This is a genomic window from Arthrobacter sp. I3 (assembly GCF_000520575.1).
In the GTDB taxonomy this organism is placed as follows: Bacteria; Actinomycetota; Actinomycetes; order Actinomycetales; family Micrococcaceae; genus Arthrobacter; species Arthrobacter humicola_A.
Map to the genome: position 1 here is coordinate 1 of NZ_AZSB01000475.1, position 18,129 is coordinate 18,129.

The 18,129-nt window shown below is 68.3% G+C and carries 19 protein-coding genes and 2 pseudogenes; 9 read left to right on the top strand and 12 right to left on the bottom strand.

What is annotated here, in order from left to right; translation table 11 throughout:
• Window positions 1-111: pseudogene (locus tag Y706_RS29915) on the top strand (IS481 family transposase); the annotation flags it as partial.
• Window positions 112-122: 11 nt separating this feature from the next.
• On the opposite strand, the pseudogene Y706_RS22915 reads toward Y706_RS29915, so the two are convergent.
• A pseudogene (locus tag Y706_RS22915) lies at window positions 123-644 on the bottom strand (DinB family protein); the annotation flags it as partial.
• Window positions 641-1,459, bottom strand: a complete 819-nt coding sequence (locus Y706_RS0101200) for a DUF2306 domain-containing protein (RefSeq protein ID WP_028275159.1) — start codon at window positions 1,457-1,459, stop codon at window positions 641-643. The gene Y706_RS0101200 and the pseudogene Y706_RS22915, both read right to left, overlap by 4 nt.
• Before the next feature lie 134 nt (window positions 1,460-1,593).
• Here Y706_RS0101200 and Y706_RS22920 point away from each other — a divergent pair, with 134 nt between their 5' ends.
• Complete coding sequence (locus tag Y706_RS22920) at window positions 1,594-2,376, top strand: TetR/AcrR family transcriptional regulator (protein ID WP_043434081.1); 783 nt, start codon at window positions 1,594-1,596, stop codon at window positions 2,374-2,376.
• A gap of 7 nt (window positions 2,377-2,383) precedes the next feature.
• Here Y706_RS22920 and Y706_RS0101210 read toward each other — a convergent pair whose 3' ends face one another.
• The 3 genes from Y706_RS0101210 to Y706_RS22925 all read right to left on the bottom strand — a co-directional run bounded on the left by Y706_RS0101210 (window position 2,384) and on the right by Y706_RS22925 (window position 4,197).
• The gene (locus tag Y706_RS0101210; RefSeq protein ID WP_028275160.1) at window positions 2,384-3,172 is read right to left on the bottom strand and encodes an alpha/beta fold hydrolase; all 789 of its coding nucleotides are present in this window, start codon (window positions 3,170-3,172) and stop codon (window positions 2,384-2,386) included.
• A gap of 89 nt (window positions 3,173-3,261) precedes the next feature.
• Window positions 3,262-3,759 (bottom strand): SRPBCC family protein, encoded by a 498-nt coding sequence (locus tag Y706_RS0101215; protein ID WP_028275161.1) that lies wholly within the window; start codon window positions 3,757-3,759, stop codon window positions 3,262-3,264.
• Between the two features lie 18 nt (window positions 3,760-3,777).
• Window positions 3,778-4,197: an ArsR/SmtB family transcription factor gene (locus tag Y706_RS22925; RefSeq protein ID WP_084475840.1), complete on the bottom strand. Its 420-nt coding sequence runs from the start codon at window positions 4,195-4,197 to the stop codon at window positions 3,778-3,780.
• Between the two features lie 446 nt (window positions 4,198-4,643).
• Here Y706_RS22925 and Y706_RS22930 point away from each other — a divergent pair, with 446 nt between their 5' ends.
• The 6 genes from Y706_RS22930 (at window position 4,644) to Y706_RS0101250 (ending at window position 11,161) form a co-directional block, all read left to right on the top strand.
• Window positions 4,644-5,336: a zinc-binding dehydrogenase gene (locus Y706_RS22930; RefSeq protein WP_216699088.1), complete on the top strand. Its 693-nt coding sequence runs from the start codon at window positions 4,644-4,646 to the stop codon at window positions 5,334-5,336.
• A 114-nt stretch (window positions 5,337-5,450) separates the two neighbouring features.
• The gene (locus Y706_RS0101230) at window positions 5,451-6,023 is read left to right on the top strand and encodes an MOSC domain-containing protein (protein WP_028275162.1); all 573 of its coding nucleotides are present in this window, start codon (window positions 5,451-5,453) and stop codon (window positions 6,021-6,023) included.
• 187 nt (window positions 6,024-6,210) lie between these two features.
• Window positions 6,211-7,143 (top strand): LysR family transcriptional regulator, encoded by a 933-nt coding sequence (locus tag Y706_RS22935; protein ID WP_043434087.1) that lies wholly within the window; start codon window positions 6,211-6,213, stop codon window positions 7,141-7,143.
• A gap of 116 nt (window positions 7,144-7,259) precedes the next feature.
• The gene (locus tag Y706_RS0101240) at window positions 7,260-8,357 is read left to right on the top strand and encodes a tartrate dehydrogenase (protein WP_028275163.1); all 1,098 of its coding nucleotides are present in this window, start codon (window positions 7,260-7,262) and stop codon (window positions 8,355-8,357) included.
• 166 nt (window positions 8,358-8,523) lie between these two features.
• The gene (gene dctA / locus Y706_RS0101245) at window positions 8,524-9,999 is read left to right on the top strand and encodes a C4-dicarboxylate transporter DctA (RefSeq protein WP_028275164.1); all 1,476 of its coding nucleotides are present in this window, start codon (window positions 8,524-8,526) and stop codon (window positions 9,997-9,999) included.
• A 1-nt stretch (window position 10,000) separates the two neighbouring features.
• Complete coding sequence (locus Y706_RS0101250) at window positions 10,001-11,161, top strand: glycerate kinase (protein WP_084475842.1); 1,161 nt, start codon at window positions 10,001-10,003, stop codon at window positions 11,159-11,161.
• A gap of 144 nt (window positions 11,162-11,305) precedes the next feature.
• On the opposite strand, the gene Y706_RS0101255 is transcribed toward Y706_RS0101250, so the two are convergent.
• From Y706_RS0101255 to Y706_RS0101275, 5 genes are all read right to left on the bottom strand, one after another.
• On the bottom strand, window positions 11,306-11,752 hold the full coding sequence (locus Y706_RS0101255; protein ID WP_028275166.1) for an SRPBCC domain-containing protein: 447 nt from the start codon (window positions 11,750-11,752) through the stop codon (window positions 11,306-11,308).
• Window positions 11,753-11,837: 85 nt separating this feature from the next.
• On the bottom strand, window positions 11,838-12,887 hold the full coding sequence (locus Y706_RS0101260; protein WP_028275167.1) for a sulfate/molybdate ABC transporter ATP-binding protein: 1,050 nt from the start codon (window positions 12,885-12,887) through the stop codon (window positions 11,838-11,840).
• A complete protein-coding gene (locus Y706_RS0101265) occupies window positions 12,884-13,705 on the bottom strand; it encodes an ABC transporter permease (RefSeq protein WP_028275168.1) in 822 nt (273 codons plus the stop codon). Before Y706_RS0101265 ends, Y706_RS0101260 begins: the two co-directional genes overlap by 4 nt.
• Before the next feature lie 5 nt (window positions 13,706-13,710).
• Window positions 13,711-14,535 carry a molybdate ABC transporter substrate-binding protein gene (gene modA / locus Y706_RS0101270; protein ID WP_028275169.1) on the bottom strand — a complete coding sequence of 275 codons (825 nt, stop codon included), beginning with the start codon at window positions 14,533-14,535 and terminating at the stop codon, window positions 13,711-13,713.
• Window positions 14,532-14,942, bottom strand: a complete 411-nt coding sequence (locus Y706_RS0101275; protein WP_018775502.1) for a TOBE domain-containing protein — start codon at window positions 14,940-14,942, stop codon at window positions 14,532-14,534. Before Y706_RS0101275 ends, modA begins: the two co-directional genes overlap by 4 nt.
• Before the next feature lie 264 nt (window positions 14,943-15,206).
• On the opposite strand from Y706_RS0101275, the gene Y706_RS0101285 reads away from it, so the two are divergent.
• The gene (locus Y706_RS0101285) at window positions 15,207-15,791 is read left to right on the top strand and encodes a hypothetical protein (protein ID WP_156945025.1); all 585 of its coding nucleotides are present in this window, start codon (window positions 15,207-15,209) and stop codon (window positions 15,789-15,791) included.
• 134 nt (window positions 15,792-15,925) lie between these two features.
• Here Y706_RS0101285 and Y706_RS0101290 read toward each other — a convergent pair whose 3' ends face one another.
• Entirely contained in the window at window positions 15,926-17,047 is a 1,122-nt protein-coding gene (locus Y706_RS0101290; protein ID WP_028275171.1) for an NAD(P)/FAD-dependent oxidoreductase, read from the bottom strand.
• A 68-nt stretch (window positions 17,048-17,115) separates the two neighbouring features.
• Window positions 17,116-18,129: Gfo/Idh/MocA family protein (locus Y706_RS0101295; RefSeq protein WP_028275172.1), on the bottom strand; the 1,014-nt coding region annotated here is incomplete at its 5' end.

Below are 18,129 nucleotides of genomic sequence, written 5' to 3' on the forward strand. Positions count from 1 at the left end.
AGCAGCAACGACCGCCAATCCGCACTTGCGCCCTGGCTCCAGCACTACAACACTGAACGAATCCACACCGGCATCGGAACCACACCCATCACCCGGGTGTCACCAACCTGATGGCTCAGTACATCTAGGGCCTCGCGGAGGAGGTCGGCGTGGCCGTTGTGCCGGGCATACTCCTCGATCATGTGGCACAGGATCCAGCGCAGGCTCGGTGCCGAACCGTCCGGCCACGGGCGACGGGCTAGTTGGTCCAGGCCACCGCCGGCCAGGGCCTCCGTGACGCTGACCCGGGACCGGTCCACGGCGTCCTGCCACAGGGTGCGCAGCTGGTCCGGGGTGTCTCCGGCGGCGGAATGCCACTCCCAGTCCGGGTCGGCCTTCCAATCCACGGCGGCAAACGGGGCCTCCCGGTCCCGGGCGTGCAGGGAACGGGAGAACCATTCGCTCTCCACATAGGCCATGTGCTTCAGGAGCCCGCCCAGCGTCATCGATGAGGCAGCGGTAGTAGCCACGAAGCCGGCCGCGTCCAGCCCGGCGCATTTCCACGCCAGCGTGGCCCGCTGGTAGTCCAGGAAACCCAGGAGGGTCGCGGTTTCGTCGGAGGCGAGGGGAGGCTCCGGGCGGCCCTGATCGTCCACAATTGTCATGCGCGTGAGTCTAGCCGCCCGGCCTCCACGTCGCCGGAAACCGTCCGCTTCGCCGGAAGAGTACGGCGAGCCGGCACGCTTCCGGCGACTTCGACGACGGCGGCGGCAGGTTCGGGGACGACGACGGCGGGCACGACGACAGCGGTGGGCACGCGCACGGGCCGCCTGGCGCGCCGGTGGATGACGTACTCGGCCACCGCAAGGTTGAACACCCAGGCTGCCCCCAGGAGCACCGCCCGGGTCGGCTCGTCGGGCGGGCCCACCAGCAGCATCCACGGCAGCCCCGTCAGCGCCTGCGTTCCCGCGGCAACGCCGATCGCGTAGCCGCGGGTCATCCATGCGCCGTGCCGCACAAAATCCCGGCGCACAACCGCCACGACTCCCAGGACAATGCTCGCCGCCATGGCCGAGCCGAAGACCAGCCGCAGCACCAACAGCGCCGGTCCGTCCCCGGGCGGCAGCGGATAGAAGACGGCCATCCACAGGCCGGACAGGGCGGCCAGCATGCCCGCCGGCGCGAGGATGCGGCCGGCGACCCGGTGCCAGCCCCGGCGGCCCCGCAGCACGGGGAGGAACTGGAACGCACCGAGCAGGCTGTAGGTGGTGACACTGAGGATGTGCGTCACCACGGGCACGGGCGAGGCGAAGAACCGGGCGTTCTGGGCGGTGATGGCGGCACCGCCGGTCAGTTCCGTCAGCCGCGCCGCGCCGGCGATCACCGGGATGAGGCTGAGAAGGATCAACCCGGCGGGCACTGGCCACTGGGGGCGGCGGCGGACACGGGGGACGGGGGCGCTGCTGGCGTGTGTTGTCACGGCGTGGTCCTTGGCTGGGATGGCTGGCGGCGGTGGTACATGAATCGCGCGGTGTACGGCGTACACCTGATGCGGCCACGTTAGGTGTACGCCGTACACTTGTCAATAGGGAACCGTTAGGGAAGGGTGGCCGGATGACCCAGCAAGCGGAGCGCACGCGCCGGATCCCGTTGAGCCGGGACCGCGTTCTGGCTGCCGCCGTCGTGCTGGCCGATCAGGTGGGGATCGAGGCGCTGAGCATGCGCCGTCTGGCGCAGGAACTCGGCGTCGTGCCGATGGCGCTGTACAAGCACGTGGCCAACAAGGAGGAACTCCTTGACGGCATGGTGGACGCCCTTGTCAGCGAGATCGATTCTCCCGTCCGCGATGCCGGCTGGAAGGACACCGTGCGCCTGAGGGTGCTCTCGGCGCGGGGGGCGCTGCTGCGGCATCCGTGGGCCCGGCAAGTGCTGGAATCGCGCACGAATAAAACGCCAGCGGTCCTTGGCTACATGGACTCGTTCATCGGCATGTTCCTGGCCGGAGGCTTCTCCGTGGACCTGACCCATCACGTCATGCATGCCCTCGGCAGCCGCATGTGGGGGTTTACCCAGGAGCTGTTCGACGACTCCGCCGGCGGGGACGCCGCAGGGCTGGCCACCCTTCCGCCGGAAGCGCAGGCGGCCATGTTCCAGGAGATGGCCGAGCGGTATCCGAACATCCTGAAGGTCGCCACCGCCTCCGCGCACCAGGACTCCGTGGTGGGCCAGGGGTGCGATGACCAGTTCGAGTTCGAGTTCGCCCTGGACCTGCTCCTGGACGGCTTCGAGCGGCTGCACCGGCAGCACTGGAGCTCCACTCCGGCGCAGACCACTCCGGCGCAAACCACTCCGGCGCAAACCAGTCCGGCGCAGACCTCCACGCCGGCAACGCCCTGACCGGCCCCTACTCCTCCAGGAACCGCAGCAGGTACGGAAGAGTGGTCCGCATGGCGCGCAGGTCGCCCCCGCTCGCGGCCAGCTCGCCCAAATAATCGCCGTGGCTGCCCGGCACGATCATCAGGCGCGCCCCGGGAATGACCCGTGACATCCGCACGGCGTGGTCAGCGCTGACGACGTCGCGGTCGGCGCTCAGCACCAGGGTGCGGGCCGTGATGCGGCGCAGGTCATCGTCCGGCCAGCCGGGGAAGCTCAGGATCCGTTGGCGGTCCAGTTCGAACATCCGCTCGAGGTGTCCGGGCTCCGGGTTCAGCCGGCGGTCCGCGTCCTGGTACACCTCCGGCATGTCATCGAGGGTTGCCCTTTCCATCCCCTCCCAGAATTCATCGCCCACAGCGTCGCGGCTGGCGAAGGTGGAGGCGGCAATCAGGCACCGCACTATGGACGGATGCCTCATGGCCAGCGCGAGCGCGGTGTGGCCCCCGGCGCTGAACCCGAGCACATCCACGGAGTCCACGTTGAGCTCATCGAGCACGGCCTTGATGTCCCCCGCCGATCCTTCGGCGGTGAGCGGCCGGGCGGTAGCCGCGGTCCGGCCGTGGCCTTCCTCTTCGACGGCGATCACCTGCAGGCTCTCGGCCAGCAGCGCGGGGATGAGGCCGGCGAAGTTGGTCTCGATGCTCGAGCCTCCGCCGGGAATCAGCAACAGCGGGGGCTCGCCGGCCCGCGGGTGACCATGGACCTCGTAGTACATGCGGAGGTCGCCGTTCGCCGCGTAACCGTGGGTAAATGTCACACGGCATGTTACCGCCGCTAATACCGGGCTGAACAGGGCCTTGCGGACGACGGCGGGAGATTCCCGCCGTCGTCGTGTTGCGTTGCAGGTCAGGCGTTGACGGACTCGGCGATGATCGCGTCGACCTGGCCCAGCGCCTCCCTCATGCCTTCTTCCATGCCCATGGCGACGATCTTCTCCATCTGCTCCTCCGCCTCGAACGTGGACATGATGGTCATTCGGGTGCGGTCGCCGATTGGCTCCAGTGTCACAACTCCATGGATCGTGCCCATGTCGGCCACGGGGTCGCCGTTGTCGTCCGCGAAGCCATCATCGAACTCCAGCCGGTGCGGGGCGTTGATGGTCACGAACCGCCACCAGCCGCGGGCCTTCTCCCCCTCGGGTCCTGTCATGTAGTAGCTGGCCTCGCCGCCCGGGACGAACTCATGCTTCTCGAAAGTGGCCGGCCACGTGGGCGGCCCCCACCAGCGCTCGAGCTGGCGCGGGTCTTCCCAGATTTGCCAGACGCGCCCAACTCCGGCATCAAACTCGGCGACCACGGTGAGGCTCAGCGCCTCAAGATTCTTGACTGAACTGACAACCGTCATGACGAACTCTCCTATCTTTCAGTTTCCTTCAGCTTGGCCTTGCGATTTCTTGGTTGATCTGGCGCCTGCCTGCGTCTCGCCAGGTTCCGGGGCGGCCGATTCGGCAAGCAGGTCCGCAATCCGGTCGGCGCGCTGGCGCCAGATGACCTCGTAGTCGTCCAGCAGCCGGCGGGCCCGCTGCAGTCCGTCGTGGTTGGCCCGCACGATCTGCTCCCTTCCCCGCTTCTCCTTGGAGACAAGGGAAGCGCGTTCCAGCACCGCCACATGCTTCTGGACGGCCGCGAAACTCATGGCGTAGAGGGCAGCGAGCCCGGAGACCGAGTACTCGCCCACCGTCACGCGGCGCACGATGTCCCGGCGGGTCGTGTCGGCGAACGCCTGGAACAGGCGGTCAAGTTCTTCGTCAATGGGCTGGGCTCGGAGCTGATCTACAACCATTTGGTTGTAGGATAGTCCGACCGCTCGGGCGTGTCAATGGGTCACGAGACCCCGGGCGGCCCCGGCGCTGGGCGGCAAGGGGCCGGTGTGCGGAGCGTGTGCCGAGCGTAGAGTGAGCCCATGAAGCGTGTGGTGATCGACCGCTTCGGCGGCCCCGAAGTCCTGCAGGTGGTGGAGGTCGACGATCCACGGCCCGGCCCGGCCCGGGCGAAGTCCGCGTCAGGGTCCTGGCTTCGGGGGTCTCTTTCACTGACGCCCAGCTGCGCGCCGGCACCTATCTCGGCGGACCGAAGCCGCCTTTCACGCCCGGCTATGAGCTCGTCGGCATCGTTGACGAGCTCGGGCCCGGTTGCTCGCGGGTACGGGTCGGGGACCGCATCGGCGCGCTGACGGTGTGGGGCGCCAACGCCGAGCGCGTCTGCGTGCCGGAGGCATACGCGGTGGATGTGCCTGAGGACCTCGACCCGGCCGAGGTCGTGAGCCTCGTCTTCCCCTACATGACCGCCTACCAGCTGCTGCACCGGACGGCCCAGGCGAAGCCCGGGGAGAGCGTCCTGGTTCACGGCGCGGCAGGCAGGGTGGGCGCCGCCATCCTCGAGCTCGGAGCACTGGCCCGCCTCCGCCTCTACGGGACCGCCGCCGGCCGGGACCGCGCCGCAGTGGAGCGGTTGGGCGCGGTGGCGATCGACTATCAGAACGAGGATTTCCTGGCCCGAGTGCGCGGGCTCACCGGTGACGGCGTAGACATCGCCCTCGACGGGATCGGTGGGCCGTTGTCTCTGCGCTCCTTCCGGGCGCTGCGGCCCGGCGGCCGGCTCGTTGTGTTTGGCCGCTACGCCACCATCGCGCAGGGGCGCAAGAACTGGCCGGGCGTGATCGCCTGGTACGCGGCAACGGGGAGCGTCGCACTCTGGGGCTGGCTGTCACCCCGCCGAAAGGTGCTGTCCTACCGGATCCAGAAGCTGCGCATCCACCACCAGGACTGGTTCAGGGCAGACTTCTTCGCGCTGCTCGAGTTGCTTCGCCGCGGCGAGATTCACCCGGTGGTGGCCGAGCGCCTGCCGCTTTCCGACGTTCGTCGCGCCCATGAGCTGCTGGGGAGCACCGCGGCGAAAGGGAAGATCGTGCTCGTACCCTGATCGGGCCCCGCCGGGTTCGCGGGAAGCCTGCGAGGTCGCCGGAAGGCTCCGGCGAGTCCGCACGTTTCCGGCGACTTCGCGGCCCAACGCCACGAGGGAGGATAGTTTTAGGGCATGACGGCAAGCTACAGGTACGGCGTCGAGGTTCTGCACCTCCTTGTCTCGCCGGCGCACGCCTACTTCGGCCGCGCCCGCGATGGTGCGGCGCAGGTCCCCACGACGGACGCGGACCAAGTGGAACTGGTGGCGGGCAAGGGCGTCGTCGGCGACCGGTTCTTCGGCAAGGCCGCGCACATGGACGCCGCCGTCACCCTCCTCTCGATCGAGGCCCTCGAGGCGATGGCTGAGGAGCTGGCAGCCGGCCCCTTTGACCCGCTCCTGACCCGGCGCAATGTGGTCCTCCGGGGCGCCCAGCTCGCTCCCCTGCTCGGCGAAGAGTTCGCGCTCGAATCGAAGGGCAACGTGGTCCGGCTCCGGGCCGGACGGCCAGCACACCCGTGCACGTGGATGGACCGGATGCTTGCCCCGGGCGCGCACGCCGCCATGCGCGGCCGGGGAGGCGTGCGCTGCCAGCCGCTTTCGACCGGCCTCCTGAGCCGCGGCCCGGCCGTGCTGGTCAGCCCCGTCCCGCTCGACCCCGGGCAGGCCGGCGTCCCCACGCTGCTGCGCCCCTCCCGGCTGCCGTAGCGCGGCGAAGACCCGAGCGGCGCGGACGACGGCGGGCGTTGCGTGATCCGGCGAGCGGCGATCATGCTCCTTGCCGCGGATGTGGAAAAAATGCGCATCCGAATCGCCGGCAGGAAATAGGCTCGGACTCATCGATCAGGCGGCCGCACGGCAACCGCCAAGTGCAAAAACCGGTGAAGGAGCCAGGGTGGACACCCGAAAGCTGAAGTATTTTCTGGCTGTTGTTGACCACGACGGGTTCAGCCGGGCCGCGGAGCACCTGCTCATCGCCCAGCCATCGCTCTCGCAGACCATCGCCGCCCTCGAGAAGGAGCTGGGCGTGCCGCTCTTCCACCGGATCGGGCGGCGGGCGGTGCTCACCGAGGCGGGCAAGGAGCTGATCGGGCCAGCCCGGCTGGTGATGCGCAACCTCGATGCTGCGCAGTCCGCGGTGCAGTCGGTGCGCGGGCTGCGCAGCGGACGGCTGGACATCGTCACGATGCCCTCACCCGGGATCGAGCCCCTGTCCTCGATGATCGCCGCCTTCACCCGTGCGCATCCCCTGGTCCGGCTCAATGTCAGCGCCGCCTTCACCCCGGAGGACGTCATCGAGTCTGTCCGAAGCGGCAGCACGGAGATCGGGCTGGCAGGCTCCCCCACGCCCATCAAGGTTCCCGGCGTTGAGGTGCTGGAGCTCGATCGCCAGCCGCTGATCCTTCTCGTCAATCCCCAGTCCGATACGTTTGGCGCCGCAACAACGATTCAACGCGAGGAGCTGGCCGGCCACCGCCTGGTCGCGAGCCAGCGCGGCTCGCTGATGCGCTGGCTTGTGGACGATGCACTGGCGCGGGGGATCGACGCCGAAATCGTCGTCGAGGTCGCCCACCGGACCTCGATCCTGCCCTTGGTCCTGGCCGGGGTCGGCCACGCCGTGATGCCGTCGTCGTGGGCGCCCCTGGCCCACAAATCGGGGCTCCGGACGCTGCTGATCGAACCCGTGTCCTACCTGGATGTTGCCGTTCTCAGCCGGAGGGACGACCTGACCCCCGCGGCCCGGTCCTTCCTGGCGGTGGCGCGGCTGCACGCGGCCCCGCAACCGCAAGGAAGGACAGACACGCCTCCCCCGGCGCATCATCAATAGGCTGAACCTATCTAGCGGATCGGATCTTGGTCTTGGACGGCATGTGGTGCCGGCCCGTCTACTTGAAGAGGAAGGCAGTGTGACGCTGCTAACACACTCAACGAGGAGGTAGGCACATGAGCGCCACCCAGAAATTCAGCATCGCTTCAATCCCCGCAGACGGGGTCGGCAAAGAGGTCGTCTCCGCCGGACGCCGGGTCCTGGACGCCCTGGCGCAGAATTCCGGCGGCAAGTTCGCCTTCGAATGGACCGAGTTCCCATGGGGCTGCGAGTACTACGCCAAGACCGGCCAGATGATGGACCCCGACGGACTGGACACCCTCAAGGATTTCGACGCCATCTACTTCGGCGCTGTCGGCTGGGAAAACGTCCCGGACCACATCAGCCTCTGGGGCCTGCGCCTGAATATCACGCAGAACTTTGACCAGTGGGCCAACATCCGTCCGGTGAAGTTCCTCCCGGGCGTCCAGTCCCCGCTGCGCAAGGCCGACACCACCGAGCTCGACTGGATTGTGGTCCGCGAAAACAGCGAAGGCGAGTACGCCGGCCTCGGCGGGCGCAACCTCAGCGGCCGCGGCCCGGGCAACGAAGTCGCCCTGCAGACCGCACTGTTCACCGAGAAGGGCTGCGAGCGCATCATGCGGTTTGCGTTCGATCTCGCCCGGACCCGCACGGTGAAGAAGGTCTCCTCCGTCACCAAGTCCAACGCCCAGCAGTACGGCATGGTCCTCTGGGACGAAACCTTCCAGCGTGTTGCCCTGGACTACCCCGATGTCGCCACCGAGAGCGTCCTGGTCGACGCGATGAGCGCCAAGTTCATCCTGCACCCGGAAGACCTCTCCGTCGTCGTCGCCTCCAACCTGAACGCCGACATCCTCTCCGACCTCGGCTCGGCCCTGGCCGGCAGCCTCGGCCTGGCGGCCAGCGCCAACCTGAACCCGGAGCGCCGCTTCCCGTCCATGTTCGAACCGGTGCACGGCTCGGCCCCGGACATCGCGGGCAAGGGCATCAGCAACCCGATCGGCGCGATCGCCAGCGCAGCCCTGATGCTGGACCACTTCGGCCTGCACGAGGAAGCCCGCCGCGTCGAGGCCGCCATCGAAGAGGCAACCGGCGCCGGCCACCTGACCCGCGACGTCGGCGGCGACGCCACCACCGCGGACGTCACCGACGCCATCATCGAGGCCCTGGCCCGCACCCTGGCGGCCGTCTAGCGCTTCCGTCCACCGCTGCGAAGCACCAAAACGGACGACGCCGGCCGCGCGGCCGCCGTCGAACGCTACACACCGCACGGGGCGGCTGCGCCCAACTGGCACCCGCCCCGTGCAAACCCCCACACTTAAAGCATCTCCAGAGACATTCCACAATGAGGTAGGAATCATGGGACACATCACCACCGCGGGCACGGACATCCCGGCCCCCAAGAAACGCTGGTACAGGCAGCTGTACTTCTGGGTATTGACCGGCATCGTCCTCGGCATTCTGGTGGGCTGGCTGGCCCCGGCCGCGGGCATTGCCATGGAACCGATCGGCACCACCTTCGTCAACGCCATGAGAATGCTGATCGGCCCGATCGTGTTCCTGACCATCGTCGGCGGCATCGCCAGCGTCGCGGATCTGAAGAAGGTCGGCATGACCGGGCTGAAGGCCCTGACGTATTTCCAGATCGGCACGATCTTTGCCCTGCTCTTTGGCCTGGTCGCCATCAACATCTTCCGCCTCGGCGACGGCGTCAACGCAGACGCCAGCGCGATCAAGACGACGGACTCCGCGGCCAAACTCATCGACGCCGGCGCCCACCAGGAATGGTGGCAGTTCCTGACCCACGTCATCCCCACCAGCGTCGTCGCGCCCTTCGTGGAAGGCGACATCCTCCAGATCATCTTCATCGCCGTGATCTTCGGCGTCGCGCTGAACGCCATGGGCAAGGTCGGAGCGCCCGTCCTGGACGGTGTCCAGCGCCTCACCGGGGTCATGTTCAAAATCCTGGGCTTCATCATGAAGGCCGCCCCGCTGGGCGCTTTCGGCGCGATGGCCTTCGCCGTCGGCAAGTACGGCGTCTCCTCCCTCTCCAGCATGGGCGGGCTGATCGCGCTCTTCTACGCCACCTCGATCCTCTTCGTCGTCGTGGTCCTCGGCTCCGTCATGGCCTTCCTGAAGCTGAACATCTTCAAGATGATCCGCCACCTCAAAGAGGAGTACCTGCTCATTCTGGGCACCTCCACGGCCGAACCGGCCCTCCCGGGCCTGATGCGCAAGCTCGAGCACGCCGGTGTGAAGAAGGAAACGGTCGGGCTCGTGGTCCCCACGGGCTACAGCTTCAACCTCGACGGCGCCGCCATCTACCTTTCGCTGGCCGCTGTCTACATCGCCCAGGCAACCAACACGAACCTGACCATCGGCCAGCAGCTTGGCCTCATCGCGGTCATGCTGCTCACCTCCAAGGGCGCGGCCGGCGTCGCCGGCGGCGGCTTCATCGCCCTGACCGCCACCCTGGCCACGCTCGGCACCATCCCTGCCGCCGGCATCATGCTTATCTTCGGCATCGACAAGTTCATGTCCGAGTGCCGGGCCCTGGTAAACTTCACCGGCAATGCCGTCGCCACCTTGTTCATCGCCTGGTGGGACCGCACCCTGGACGCGGACCGCGTCCGCCGCGTCTTCAACGGCGAAACTGTTGAGACCCTGCCCAGCGAGGATCCGATCCTCCCGGACGGTTACGGCGACATCGACGATGACCTGATCGAATACGGCCACCACACGCACCAGGACAACAACCCGGAGCGCACAGAACCCGCCGATGCCGATTCTACGGCCAAGGACAACCGCCGCCCCGCCTACTCGGAAACCATCTGACATGGTCCACACCACCGCCCCGAAAACCGTGCGGACCCTGATCGCACCGGACAAGTTCAAAGGCAGCCTCACGGCCGGCGAGGTGGCCGATGCCCTGGCCGCAGGGCTCCGCGCCGGAGCCGGCTCCACTGGCGGGGCCGGAGCGGTCCATTGCGAGCTGCTTCCGCTGGCCGACGGCGGGGACGGCAGTGTGGACGCCGCCGTCGCCGCCGGCTTCACCCGGCACCGCCACACTGTCACCGGGCCCACCGGCCAGCCCGTCCCGGCCGGCATCGCGTTCGACGGCACCACCGCCGTCGTCGAGGTCGCCAACACGTGCGGCCTGGCGCTCCTGCCGGCGGCCCAGCTGGAGCCGTTGGCGGCCTCCAGCCGGGGCTTTGGGGAAGCGATCCTGTTCGCCCTCAGTCTGAACCCGGCCAGGATCGTCCTGGCGCTGGGCGGAAGTGCCAGCACCGACGGCGGCATGGGAATGCTCACCGCCCTGGGCTACGGCTTCCACGACGTCCGCGGCCGGCAGCTCCACGGCAGCGGAAAGTCGCTGGCGCAGATCCACACCATCCGCCGGACAAGGTTCCCCGAACTGGACGGCACGGAGCTCGTGGTCGCCAGCGACGTCCACAATCCACTGCTCGGGCCCGGCGGCGCGCCGGCGGTCTTCGGACCTCAAAAGGGCGCCGGACCGCAGGACGTCGGGGCGCTGGAGCACGGGCTGGCGCACCTCGTCGCCACGTTGACGGACGCCGGATTTGAGGACGCCGAGGCACTGGCGCAGCGCGAGGGCGCCGGAAGCGCCGGCGGGATCGGCTTCGCCTGCCTGCTGCTGGGCGCCAAGCAGGTCTCGGGCGCCGACTACTTCCTGGACCTGCTCGATTTCAACAACCGCAGGGACAGTTGCGATGTCGTCATCACCGGCGAGGGCAGCATCGACGAACAGACCCTCGCCGGCAAACTTCCGGCCGCCGTCGCCCGGAGGTCCGGAACCCGCCCGATCATCGCGGTGGCCGGCCGTTCCCTCCTCCCCCGGGAACGGTGGTCCGAACTGGCGCTCACCCGGGTCTACACCCTGGCCGAGTACACCGACCAGGACTCCTCCAAGGACCCCGGACTGTCCGCCGCCCTGCTGCAGAGGATCGGGAGGGACATCGCGGCAAGCCTGCTGTAGGCGCCCTTCCGCCGACGACGGGAACGCCTGCCTGGGGACACCCGGGCGGGCGTTCTTGTCGCGTTCCCTTTGATGTCCGCTTGTGGTCCGCCCACCGGCGCGCCGCTGTCAGCAGTAGCGGAACCTGGCCCCGCGGCCTGCTGCCTAATCGCGCCCTGACTCTTCCCGCTCGGCGATCGCCTTCACGCTCGTTACCAGGCTGTCCCACATGCCCTTGGAGTGGTCGGCGTCCTCGGCACTGGCGTTGTTGTCCTGGGCGAGCGTCAGTTGCGTGGCACCGGCCTGGTCCTCGAGCGTCCAGGTCAGCGTGTGGTAGTTCTCCGGCGCATCCGGCTGGCCGCTCAACGGGCTGAAGTGCGTGACAACAAGCCGCCGCCCGGGTTCAAACTCGAGGATGCTGCCTCTGTCCTCGTACTCCTTGCCGTCCCAGGTGCCCCGCCACAGGATGGGTCCGCCTACCGTCCAGTCGGTAACGAGTTCGGTGCCGAACATGAACTCCTTGGCTGCATCGGGATCGGTGATTACGGTCCATACGCGGCTCGCGGGCGCCTCGATGGTGATGGTCGAGGTCGCCACATACATTCCAGGCATAGCCTTCCTTTCCTCGCGGAGTCGCTCAGCGCCGGCAGCGCCCGGCACCGAGACTACTCCGCCGGGCGGAACGTGCGGAAGCTCCCTAGGCCGGGTAGATCGCGATGGCGGCGGCCTTGATGACGAAGTAGACGCTCATTCCGGGGACGAGGCCGAGGTCGGCTGACGCGGCCGGGGTGATGTCCGCGGAGAGTCGACCGGCACGGACACGGATCTGATCGCCGTGGGGCTCCAGGTCCGTGATGATCACTTGGAATGAGTTTCGCGGGCTGCCGTGCTCTTCGGTGAGGAACACCGATACCGCCGAGGGCTGAAAGACCGCTACTCCGTCCTGCCCGGGCTCGACGGACTCGTCCTGGTGGCCCGCGACGACCATGCCCTGGGCGGTGGTCACCCCGGCGTCGCTGACGGTGCCGGCCACCAGGTTCAGCCCGGCCAGCCCGGCGGCGAACCGGCTGCGCGGTTTTTCCAGGACTTCGCGGGTGGGGCCCTGTTCGGTGATCCGGCCGTCCTCGAGGACGATCACCCGGTCGGCCAGCATGAGGGCGTCGAGGATGTCGTGGGTGATGATGATGGCCCGGCGGCCGGCGAGGACGCGTTTGAGGAGCCGCCGGAGCAGCGGGGCGGCGTGGATGTCGAGCGCGGCCATGGGCTCGTCGAGGAGCAGCAGGTCGGGGTCGGCGGCGAGGGCGCGGGCCACGGCCACCCGCTGGGCCTGTCCGCCGGAGAGCTGTCCGGGGCGCCGCGAGGCGAGGGAGTCGGCGTCGACCTCGCTGAGCCAGTGCATTGCCGTTTCGCGGGCCGCCGCGCTGGAGGCGCCGGCGCTGCGTGGCCCGAACGCGACGTTGTCCAGTGCGCTGAGGTGCGGAAACAGGAGGGCTTCCTGGGCCAGCAGCGCCGTGCCCCGGGTGTGCGGGGCACGCCAGATGTTGGTGTCCGCGCCCAGGTCGAACAGGACCTTTTCGCCGATCGTCGCCTTGCCGGCATCGGGGCGCAGCAGGCCGGAGATGATCGAGAGGAGCGTCGATTTACCGGCCCCGTTGGGCCCGAGGATGGCGATTGTCTCGGCCGGTCCGAGGCTGAGGGAGACCTCGAAACTCCGTGCGGCAAGGGTTGCGTCCAGCTGAAAGGTCACCGGAGTGCTCCTTCCGGTGCAACGCCAAGGCGAGGGCGCCGGTAGGAGAGCCCGACGACGGCCACCGCCACGGCGACCAGCAGGAGGGAGAGCGCGACGGCGGCGTCGGCGTCGGTTTCGCGTTGCAGATAGATCTCCAGCGGAAGGGTGCGGGTGACGCCCTGCAGGCTGCCGGCGAAGGTCAGGGTGGCACCGAATTCGCCCAGGCTGCGGGCGAAGGACAGAACGGCGCCGGAGGCCAGGCCGGGGAGCACCAGCGGGATGGTCACCCGGCGCAGCACCGTGCCCGGGCGCGCGCCGAGGGTCGCGGCGACCGCCTCGTACTTGTTGCCGGCGGTGCGCAGGGCGCCTTCGAGGCTGACCACCAGGAACGGCAGGGCAACGTACGTCTGGGCGAGGACGACGGCGGTGGTGGAGAAGGCGATCTGGATTCCGGCCAGTTCCAGGCTTTTGCCCAGGAGTCCCTGGCGGCCGAAGGTGTAGAGCAGGGCGATGCCTCCGACCACGGGAGGCAGGACCAGCGGCAGCAGGACGAAGGCCCGGAGCAGGCGCTGGCCCGGGAACGGGCTCCGGGCCAGGATGAGTGCGAGCGGCACGCCGAGGACGATGCAGGAGGCGGTGCTCGCCGCGGAGGTACGCAGGCTCAGGCCGAGCGCGGTGAGTGAGGATTCGGAGGTGATCAGCGGGATGAACTCGGACCAGTTGACCCTGGCGACCATTGCCACCAGCGGCAGCAGGACGAAGAGTGCCCCTGCTGCCGCGATGGCGTAAATCCATGCCGGGATGCCTGTGTACCCGGTGCCGCTGCGCCTGTGCATGCCGTTTACGGGGTGCCGAATCCGGCGTCGCTCAAGACCTTCTTGCCCGCGCTGCCGGTGACCGCGGCGATGAAGGCAGCGGCGAGCCCCTTGTTCTTGCTGGTGCCGACGGTGGCGATCGGGTAGGTGTTTACGGCCTGGTCCGACTCGGCGAAGGGGATGCCTGTGACCTTGTCTCCGGCGTTCTTGACGTCCGTGACATAGACCAGCCCGGCGTCGGCCTCACCCGAGGTGACCTTGCCCAGGACATCCGTGACGGACGATTCCTCGCTGACCGGCGCCAGGGTGGTGCCGGTGGCTTTTTCGACGGTCTCGGCCGCGGCGCCGCAGGGAACCTGCGGTGCGCAGACCACCACCTTCACGCCCGGTTTGGCGAGGTCGGCGAAGGAGCTGATCGATGCCGGGTTGGACGGCGGAACCGCGATTTCCAGGACGTTCGTGGCGAAGTTGGCCGGGGCGCCGTCGATCAGTTCCGCATCGGCCAGCTTGGTCATGTTCTTGGTGTCGGCGGAGGCGAAGACGTCGGCCGGGGCGCCCTGGGTGATCTGCGTGACCAGGTCCGAGGAGCCGGCAAAGTTCAAAGTGATTTTGGTGCCGGGGTTCTTCGCCTCGAAATCGCTGGCCAGCTTGGTGAAGGTCGATTTCAGCGAGGCCGCGGCGTAAACGGTGATCGCTCCGGACAGCGTGCGGGTCTCACTGGCCCCGGCGCTGGAGTTGGAGTTGGAGGCGGTTCCGGCTGCCCCGGGCGTGCCGGCGGCGCAGCCGGCCAGGCCCGCGGCCAGGGCGCCGGCCGCCAGCAGTGCGAGGATGTGCTTGCGGGCAGTCCTCATATGATGCTCTTTCCGTGGGGCGTTTCGATGATGACGGTGGTGGCTTTGACCACGGCGGTCGCCACGGATCCGAGCTCCAGGCCCAGTTCCCGGACGGCTTCGCTGCTCATCAGGGACACGACGCGGAAGGGCCCGCACTGCAGCTCAACCTGCGCCATGACTTTGTCAGCGGTGATGCCCGTGACCAGGCCGACGAACCGGTTGCGGGCGGAGCGGCCCACCTTGGTGGGGTCATCGGGAAGCTGTGCCTGGTCGCGGGCCAGGTGGGCAAGTTCCAGGCCGTCCACGGCCAGCCGGCCGGAGTCATCTTTGACCGGGGTCAGGATCCCATTCTCGGTCCAGCGCCGGACGGTGTCGTCACTGACCCCGAGAAAACGTGCTGCTTCGGAGATGCGGATTTTCGGCATGATTCCATAATCACCTATTTGCGGCAATTATGGGGATTCTGATTCGCAAATCAGTAAATAATCCTCGTTTGGTGTCATCCGAGGAGCAGCCGGGTGCGGCCCCCGGGATCCTCGAACTCAAGCCGCATGTCGGGCCGGCCGGTGGCGCCGCCGCCGGGCGCCGCCCGCTTGGCGGCCACCAGGAGCGACGGCGGGTCGATTTTGCCGCCGCCCGGGACGATAATCGGAGGTGACCGGACAGCTTTCTGTCGAGAGGAGCCGGCCGTGGCAGCCACAACCCTGTTGGCAGGAATCAGATCTGCGATCGCCGCCCTCACGCTGGGGGTGCTGCTTCTGGCCGGAGCCGGCTGCTCCTCAGACAACCCCGCGGAAACCACGAAGATCACGCCGGCGACCAACGGGATCAACACCGTGGTCGGTCCGATGAAGCTGGCGGACATGCTCATCCTCTCCCACGGAGCGGACCAGCCCGGACGGATCATGGGCACGGTATTCAACACGTCCGCCAAAGACGCGGTTGTCACGATCTCCGGCGCTTCCGGACCGACGGTATCGATTCCGGTCAAGGCCAACGGCGAAACGTCTTTGGCCCAACCTCCGGCCATGCTGCTGGACCCCACCACGGGATCCCCCGGGTCCCTGGTCACGGTCCGGGTGAGCGAGGACTCCACAGGTAAGTCGGCCGAGCTGCAGCTTCCGGTCCTCGACTCCACGCTGCCCGAATACCAGTCGTACATGCCCGCGACGCCTGGATCCGGGACTGCCTCCGGCAGCACGTCACCCACGCTGCCCGGGAACACCACCGCCCCATCCGGGACCGGGTCCCCCAGCCCCTCCCCCAGTCCGTAGCCGGAAGCCCGGCCCCAGTCGCCTGACAACCATGGATCTGGCCCCACGGGCGGCGCTCCCGTTACCGGAGCAGGACGGGGCTTAGGCAGGCAGGGCCGGTGAACGCCGACCCTGCCTGCCAGCCGTGGCCCTGGCTAGGAGAAGCGTCCCGGCCGGAAGGTGGCCAGCATCGGGTGCTTCGTGCCAGTCATGATCTCGCCTGCGAGAAGTTCGCCTGCGATGAGGCCGAGCGTGGCCCCCGAGTGTGTGAAGGCCACGAAGCAGCCGGGCACCTGGCCGAGTTCACCGAGGACCGGTTCGCCGTCGCCCGGGATGGGCTTGTAGCCGATCTTCCAGGAGGCCGGTTTGAGGTCGGGGTTGCCGGCGATGAGCCTGGATGCCTCATCGGCGAGCTCCTGGACCACGTCATCGGGGATGCTGAAGGAGCCGTCGGTGTGTTCGGCGATGTGCCCTTCATACCAGTCGTGGTCCAGGGCGAGGGTGTTTCCGGGGTTGGGCCGGACGGCGGCCCTGGGGGTGTTCAGCACGGCCTTCAGCTCGTGCTCCACGGGTTTGGTCAGCACCAGCATGGAGACCGGGGATCCGTTGGGGATCTCGACGCCGAGGGGTGCGACGACGGCGGGAGTTGCGGCACCGCACGCCACGAGGACAGCGTCTGCCTCGTAGGTTTCGCCTGCGGCCGTCTCGACGCCGGTGGCCCGGCCGCCGTCGACCGTCACGGACACCTTGCCGGCGTTGAGTACGAGTTCACCGCCCAGGGCGTGGAACTCCTCCATCAGGAAGTCCACCAGATCGGGCAGGCTGACCCAGCCCTCGCCGGGATTGAAGATGGCGTTCTCCGGAACGGCATCCGGATCGATGCCGGGGGTGGCTGAGGAAACCTGTGCGGGTGTCAGAAGCTTCGAGTCATAGCCGATGGATTTCTCGTAGTGGTGGCGGGCTTCCGTGGCGGCTTCCTGGCCGGCGGGATTCCACATGAGGCCACCGCCGAACTGCAGCCAGTCCCGGCCGGGGTCCGCGGCGAAGAGTGTGCGGTAGCGGTCCACGCCGGCGACCCGGAGCTGGTGGTACGGCGTGGACCGTTCTCCGGCGGAGTTCAGCCAGGAGAGCGAGCGGCCGGTGGCCTCGCTGGCCAGGCCGTGTTCGGTCAGGAGGATGACGGAGGCGCCGTCGCGGAGCAGGTGGACGGCGGTGGAGACGCCGAGGATGCCGCCGCCGATGATGGCGGTGCGCTTGGTTGAGGGCGTGGAGGACATGGGTCTGCCTTTCCTTAAGTAGAGGTGTCCGGGGTGCCCGTCAGGGGCACTGGGAGCCGGTGTGCGGGCTATGCGAAGGCGCGGATATTTTCGATGACCCTCAGGACCTCGAGGGACTCTTCGGGGTCGACCGGCAGTGGGCCCTTGCCACGGAGGGCAGTCGCGAGCTCTGCATAGAACAGCGGATAGGCGCCGGGTTCAGATGCGGTTGGCCGCAGGTCTCCGTCGACACCCACGGTCCCCCAATGGGTTTGGGGTTCGACGCCGTAGCCCTGGTCCGTGGGTGTCGTTCCGGCCGCGAGGGCCGGTTCCTGGCCGTCCAGGCCCCACTTCGTGTAGCCGGACTCGGAGCCCAGGACGTGAAAGCGCGGGCCGACCTGCGCCGCCATGCCGTTCATCCACAACCGTGAGCGGACCCCGGATTCGTGGAGCAGGGACACGAAGGCCTCGGTGTCGGCGCCGCCCGGATCCTGGCTGTGGTTCGCCGTTTCCCCGTAGCTTTCGGTTACCGGGCCGAAGAGCTGGATGGCCTGGTCGATCAGGTGGGCGCCGAGGTCGTTGAGGATGCCGCCGCCCTCGGACACGGCAGCGGTGTCCCGCCAGTTTCCGAAGCCCTCCGGCCGCCACCATTCAAAGCGCGATTCGAAGCTGCGCACCGCCCCCAGCGCTGCTTCCCCGACAAGCTTCCGCAGTGTCAGGAAGTCCGCGTCCCAGCGTCGGTTCTGAAATACCGTGAGCTGCACGCCGGCGTCGGCCGCCCGGGAGATGAGCTCCTGCCCCTGGTTCGACGTGGTGACGAACGGCTTGTCCACCACCACGGGGAGGCCGTGGGCGATGGCCGTCGCGGCGAGGTCGAAGTGGGTCAGCGGCGGCGTCCCGAGGACCACCAGATCGAGGTCACCGGAGAGCGCAAACAGGTCCTCCGGCGTCGGGACGATCCGGGCGTCCGGGTAGAGCCTCGCCGCCTCCGAGGCGCGGTCCGGATCCGCCGTGACGATCACGTCCAGCGAGTAGTTGGCATCCGCCGCGATCAGCGGTGCGTGAAAGACTTTGCCCGAGATGCCGAACCCGACGACGGCGGT

Excerpts from the sequence above, each read along its gene's own strand:
- Y706_RS0101230 (WP_028275162.1), top strand. The coding sequence starts at position 5,451 with ATGACGGCAAGCTACAGGTACGGCGTCGAGGTTCTGCACCTCCTTGTC.
- Y706_RS0101265 (WP_028275168.1), bottom strand. The coding sequence starts at position 13,705 with ATGCACAGGCGCAGCGGCACCGGGTACACAGGCATCCCGGCATGGATT.
- Y706_RS22925 (WP_084475840.1), bottom strand. The coding sequence starts at position 4,197 with ATGGTTGTAGATCAGCTCCGAGCCCAGCCCATTGACGAAGAACTTGAC.
- Y706_RS0101240 (WP_028275163.1), top strand. The coding sequence starts at position 7,260 with ATGAGCGCCACCCAGAAATTCAGCATCGCTTCAATCCCCGCAGACGGG.
- dctA (WP_028275164.1), top strand. The coding sequence starts at position 8,524 with ATGGGACACATCACCACCGCGGGCACGGACATCCCGGCCCCCAAGAAA.
- Y706_RS22920 (WP_043434081.1), top strand. The coding sequence starts at position 1,594 with ATGACCCAGCAAGCGGAGCGCACGCGCCGGATCCCGTTGAGCCGGGAC.
- Y706_RS0101275 (WP_018775502.1), bottom strand. The coding sequence starts at position 14,942 with ATGCCGAAAATCCGCATCTCCGAAGCAGCACGTTTTCTCGGGGTCAGT.
- Y706_RS0101250 (WP_084475842.1), top strand. The coding sequence starts at position 10,001 with ATGGTCCACACCACCGCCCCGAAAACCGTGCGGACCCTGATCGCACCG.
- Y706_RS0101255 (WP_028275166.1), bottom strand. The coding sequence starts at position 11,752 with ATGCCTGGAATGTATGTGGCGACCTCGACCATCACCATCGAGGCGCCC.
- modA (WP_028275169.1), bottom strand. The coding sequence starts at position 14,535 with ATGAGGACTGCCCGCAAGCACATCCTCGCACTGCTGGCGGCCGGCGCC.
- Y706_RS0101290 (WP_028275171.1), bottom strand. The coding sequence starts at position 17,047 with ATGTCCTCCACGCCCTCAACCAAGCGCACCGCCATCATCGGCGGCGGC.
- Y706_RS0101215 (WP_028275161.1), bottom strand. The coding sequence starts at position 3,759 with ATGACGGTTGTCAGTTCAGTCAAGAATCTTGAGGCGCTGAGCCTCACC.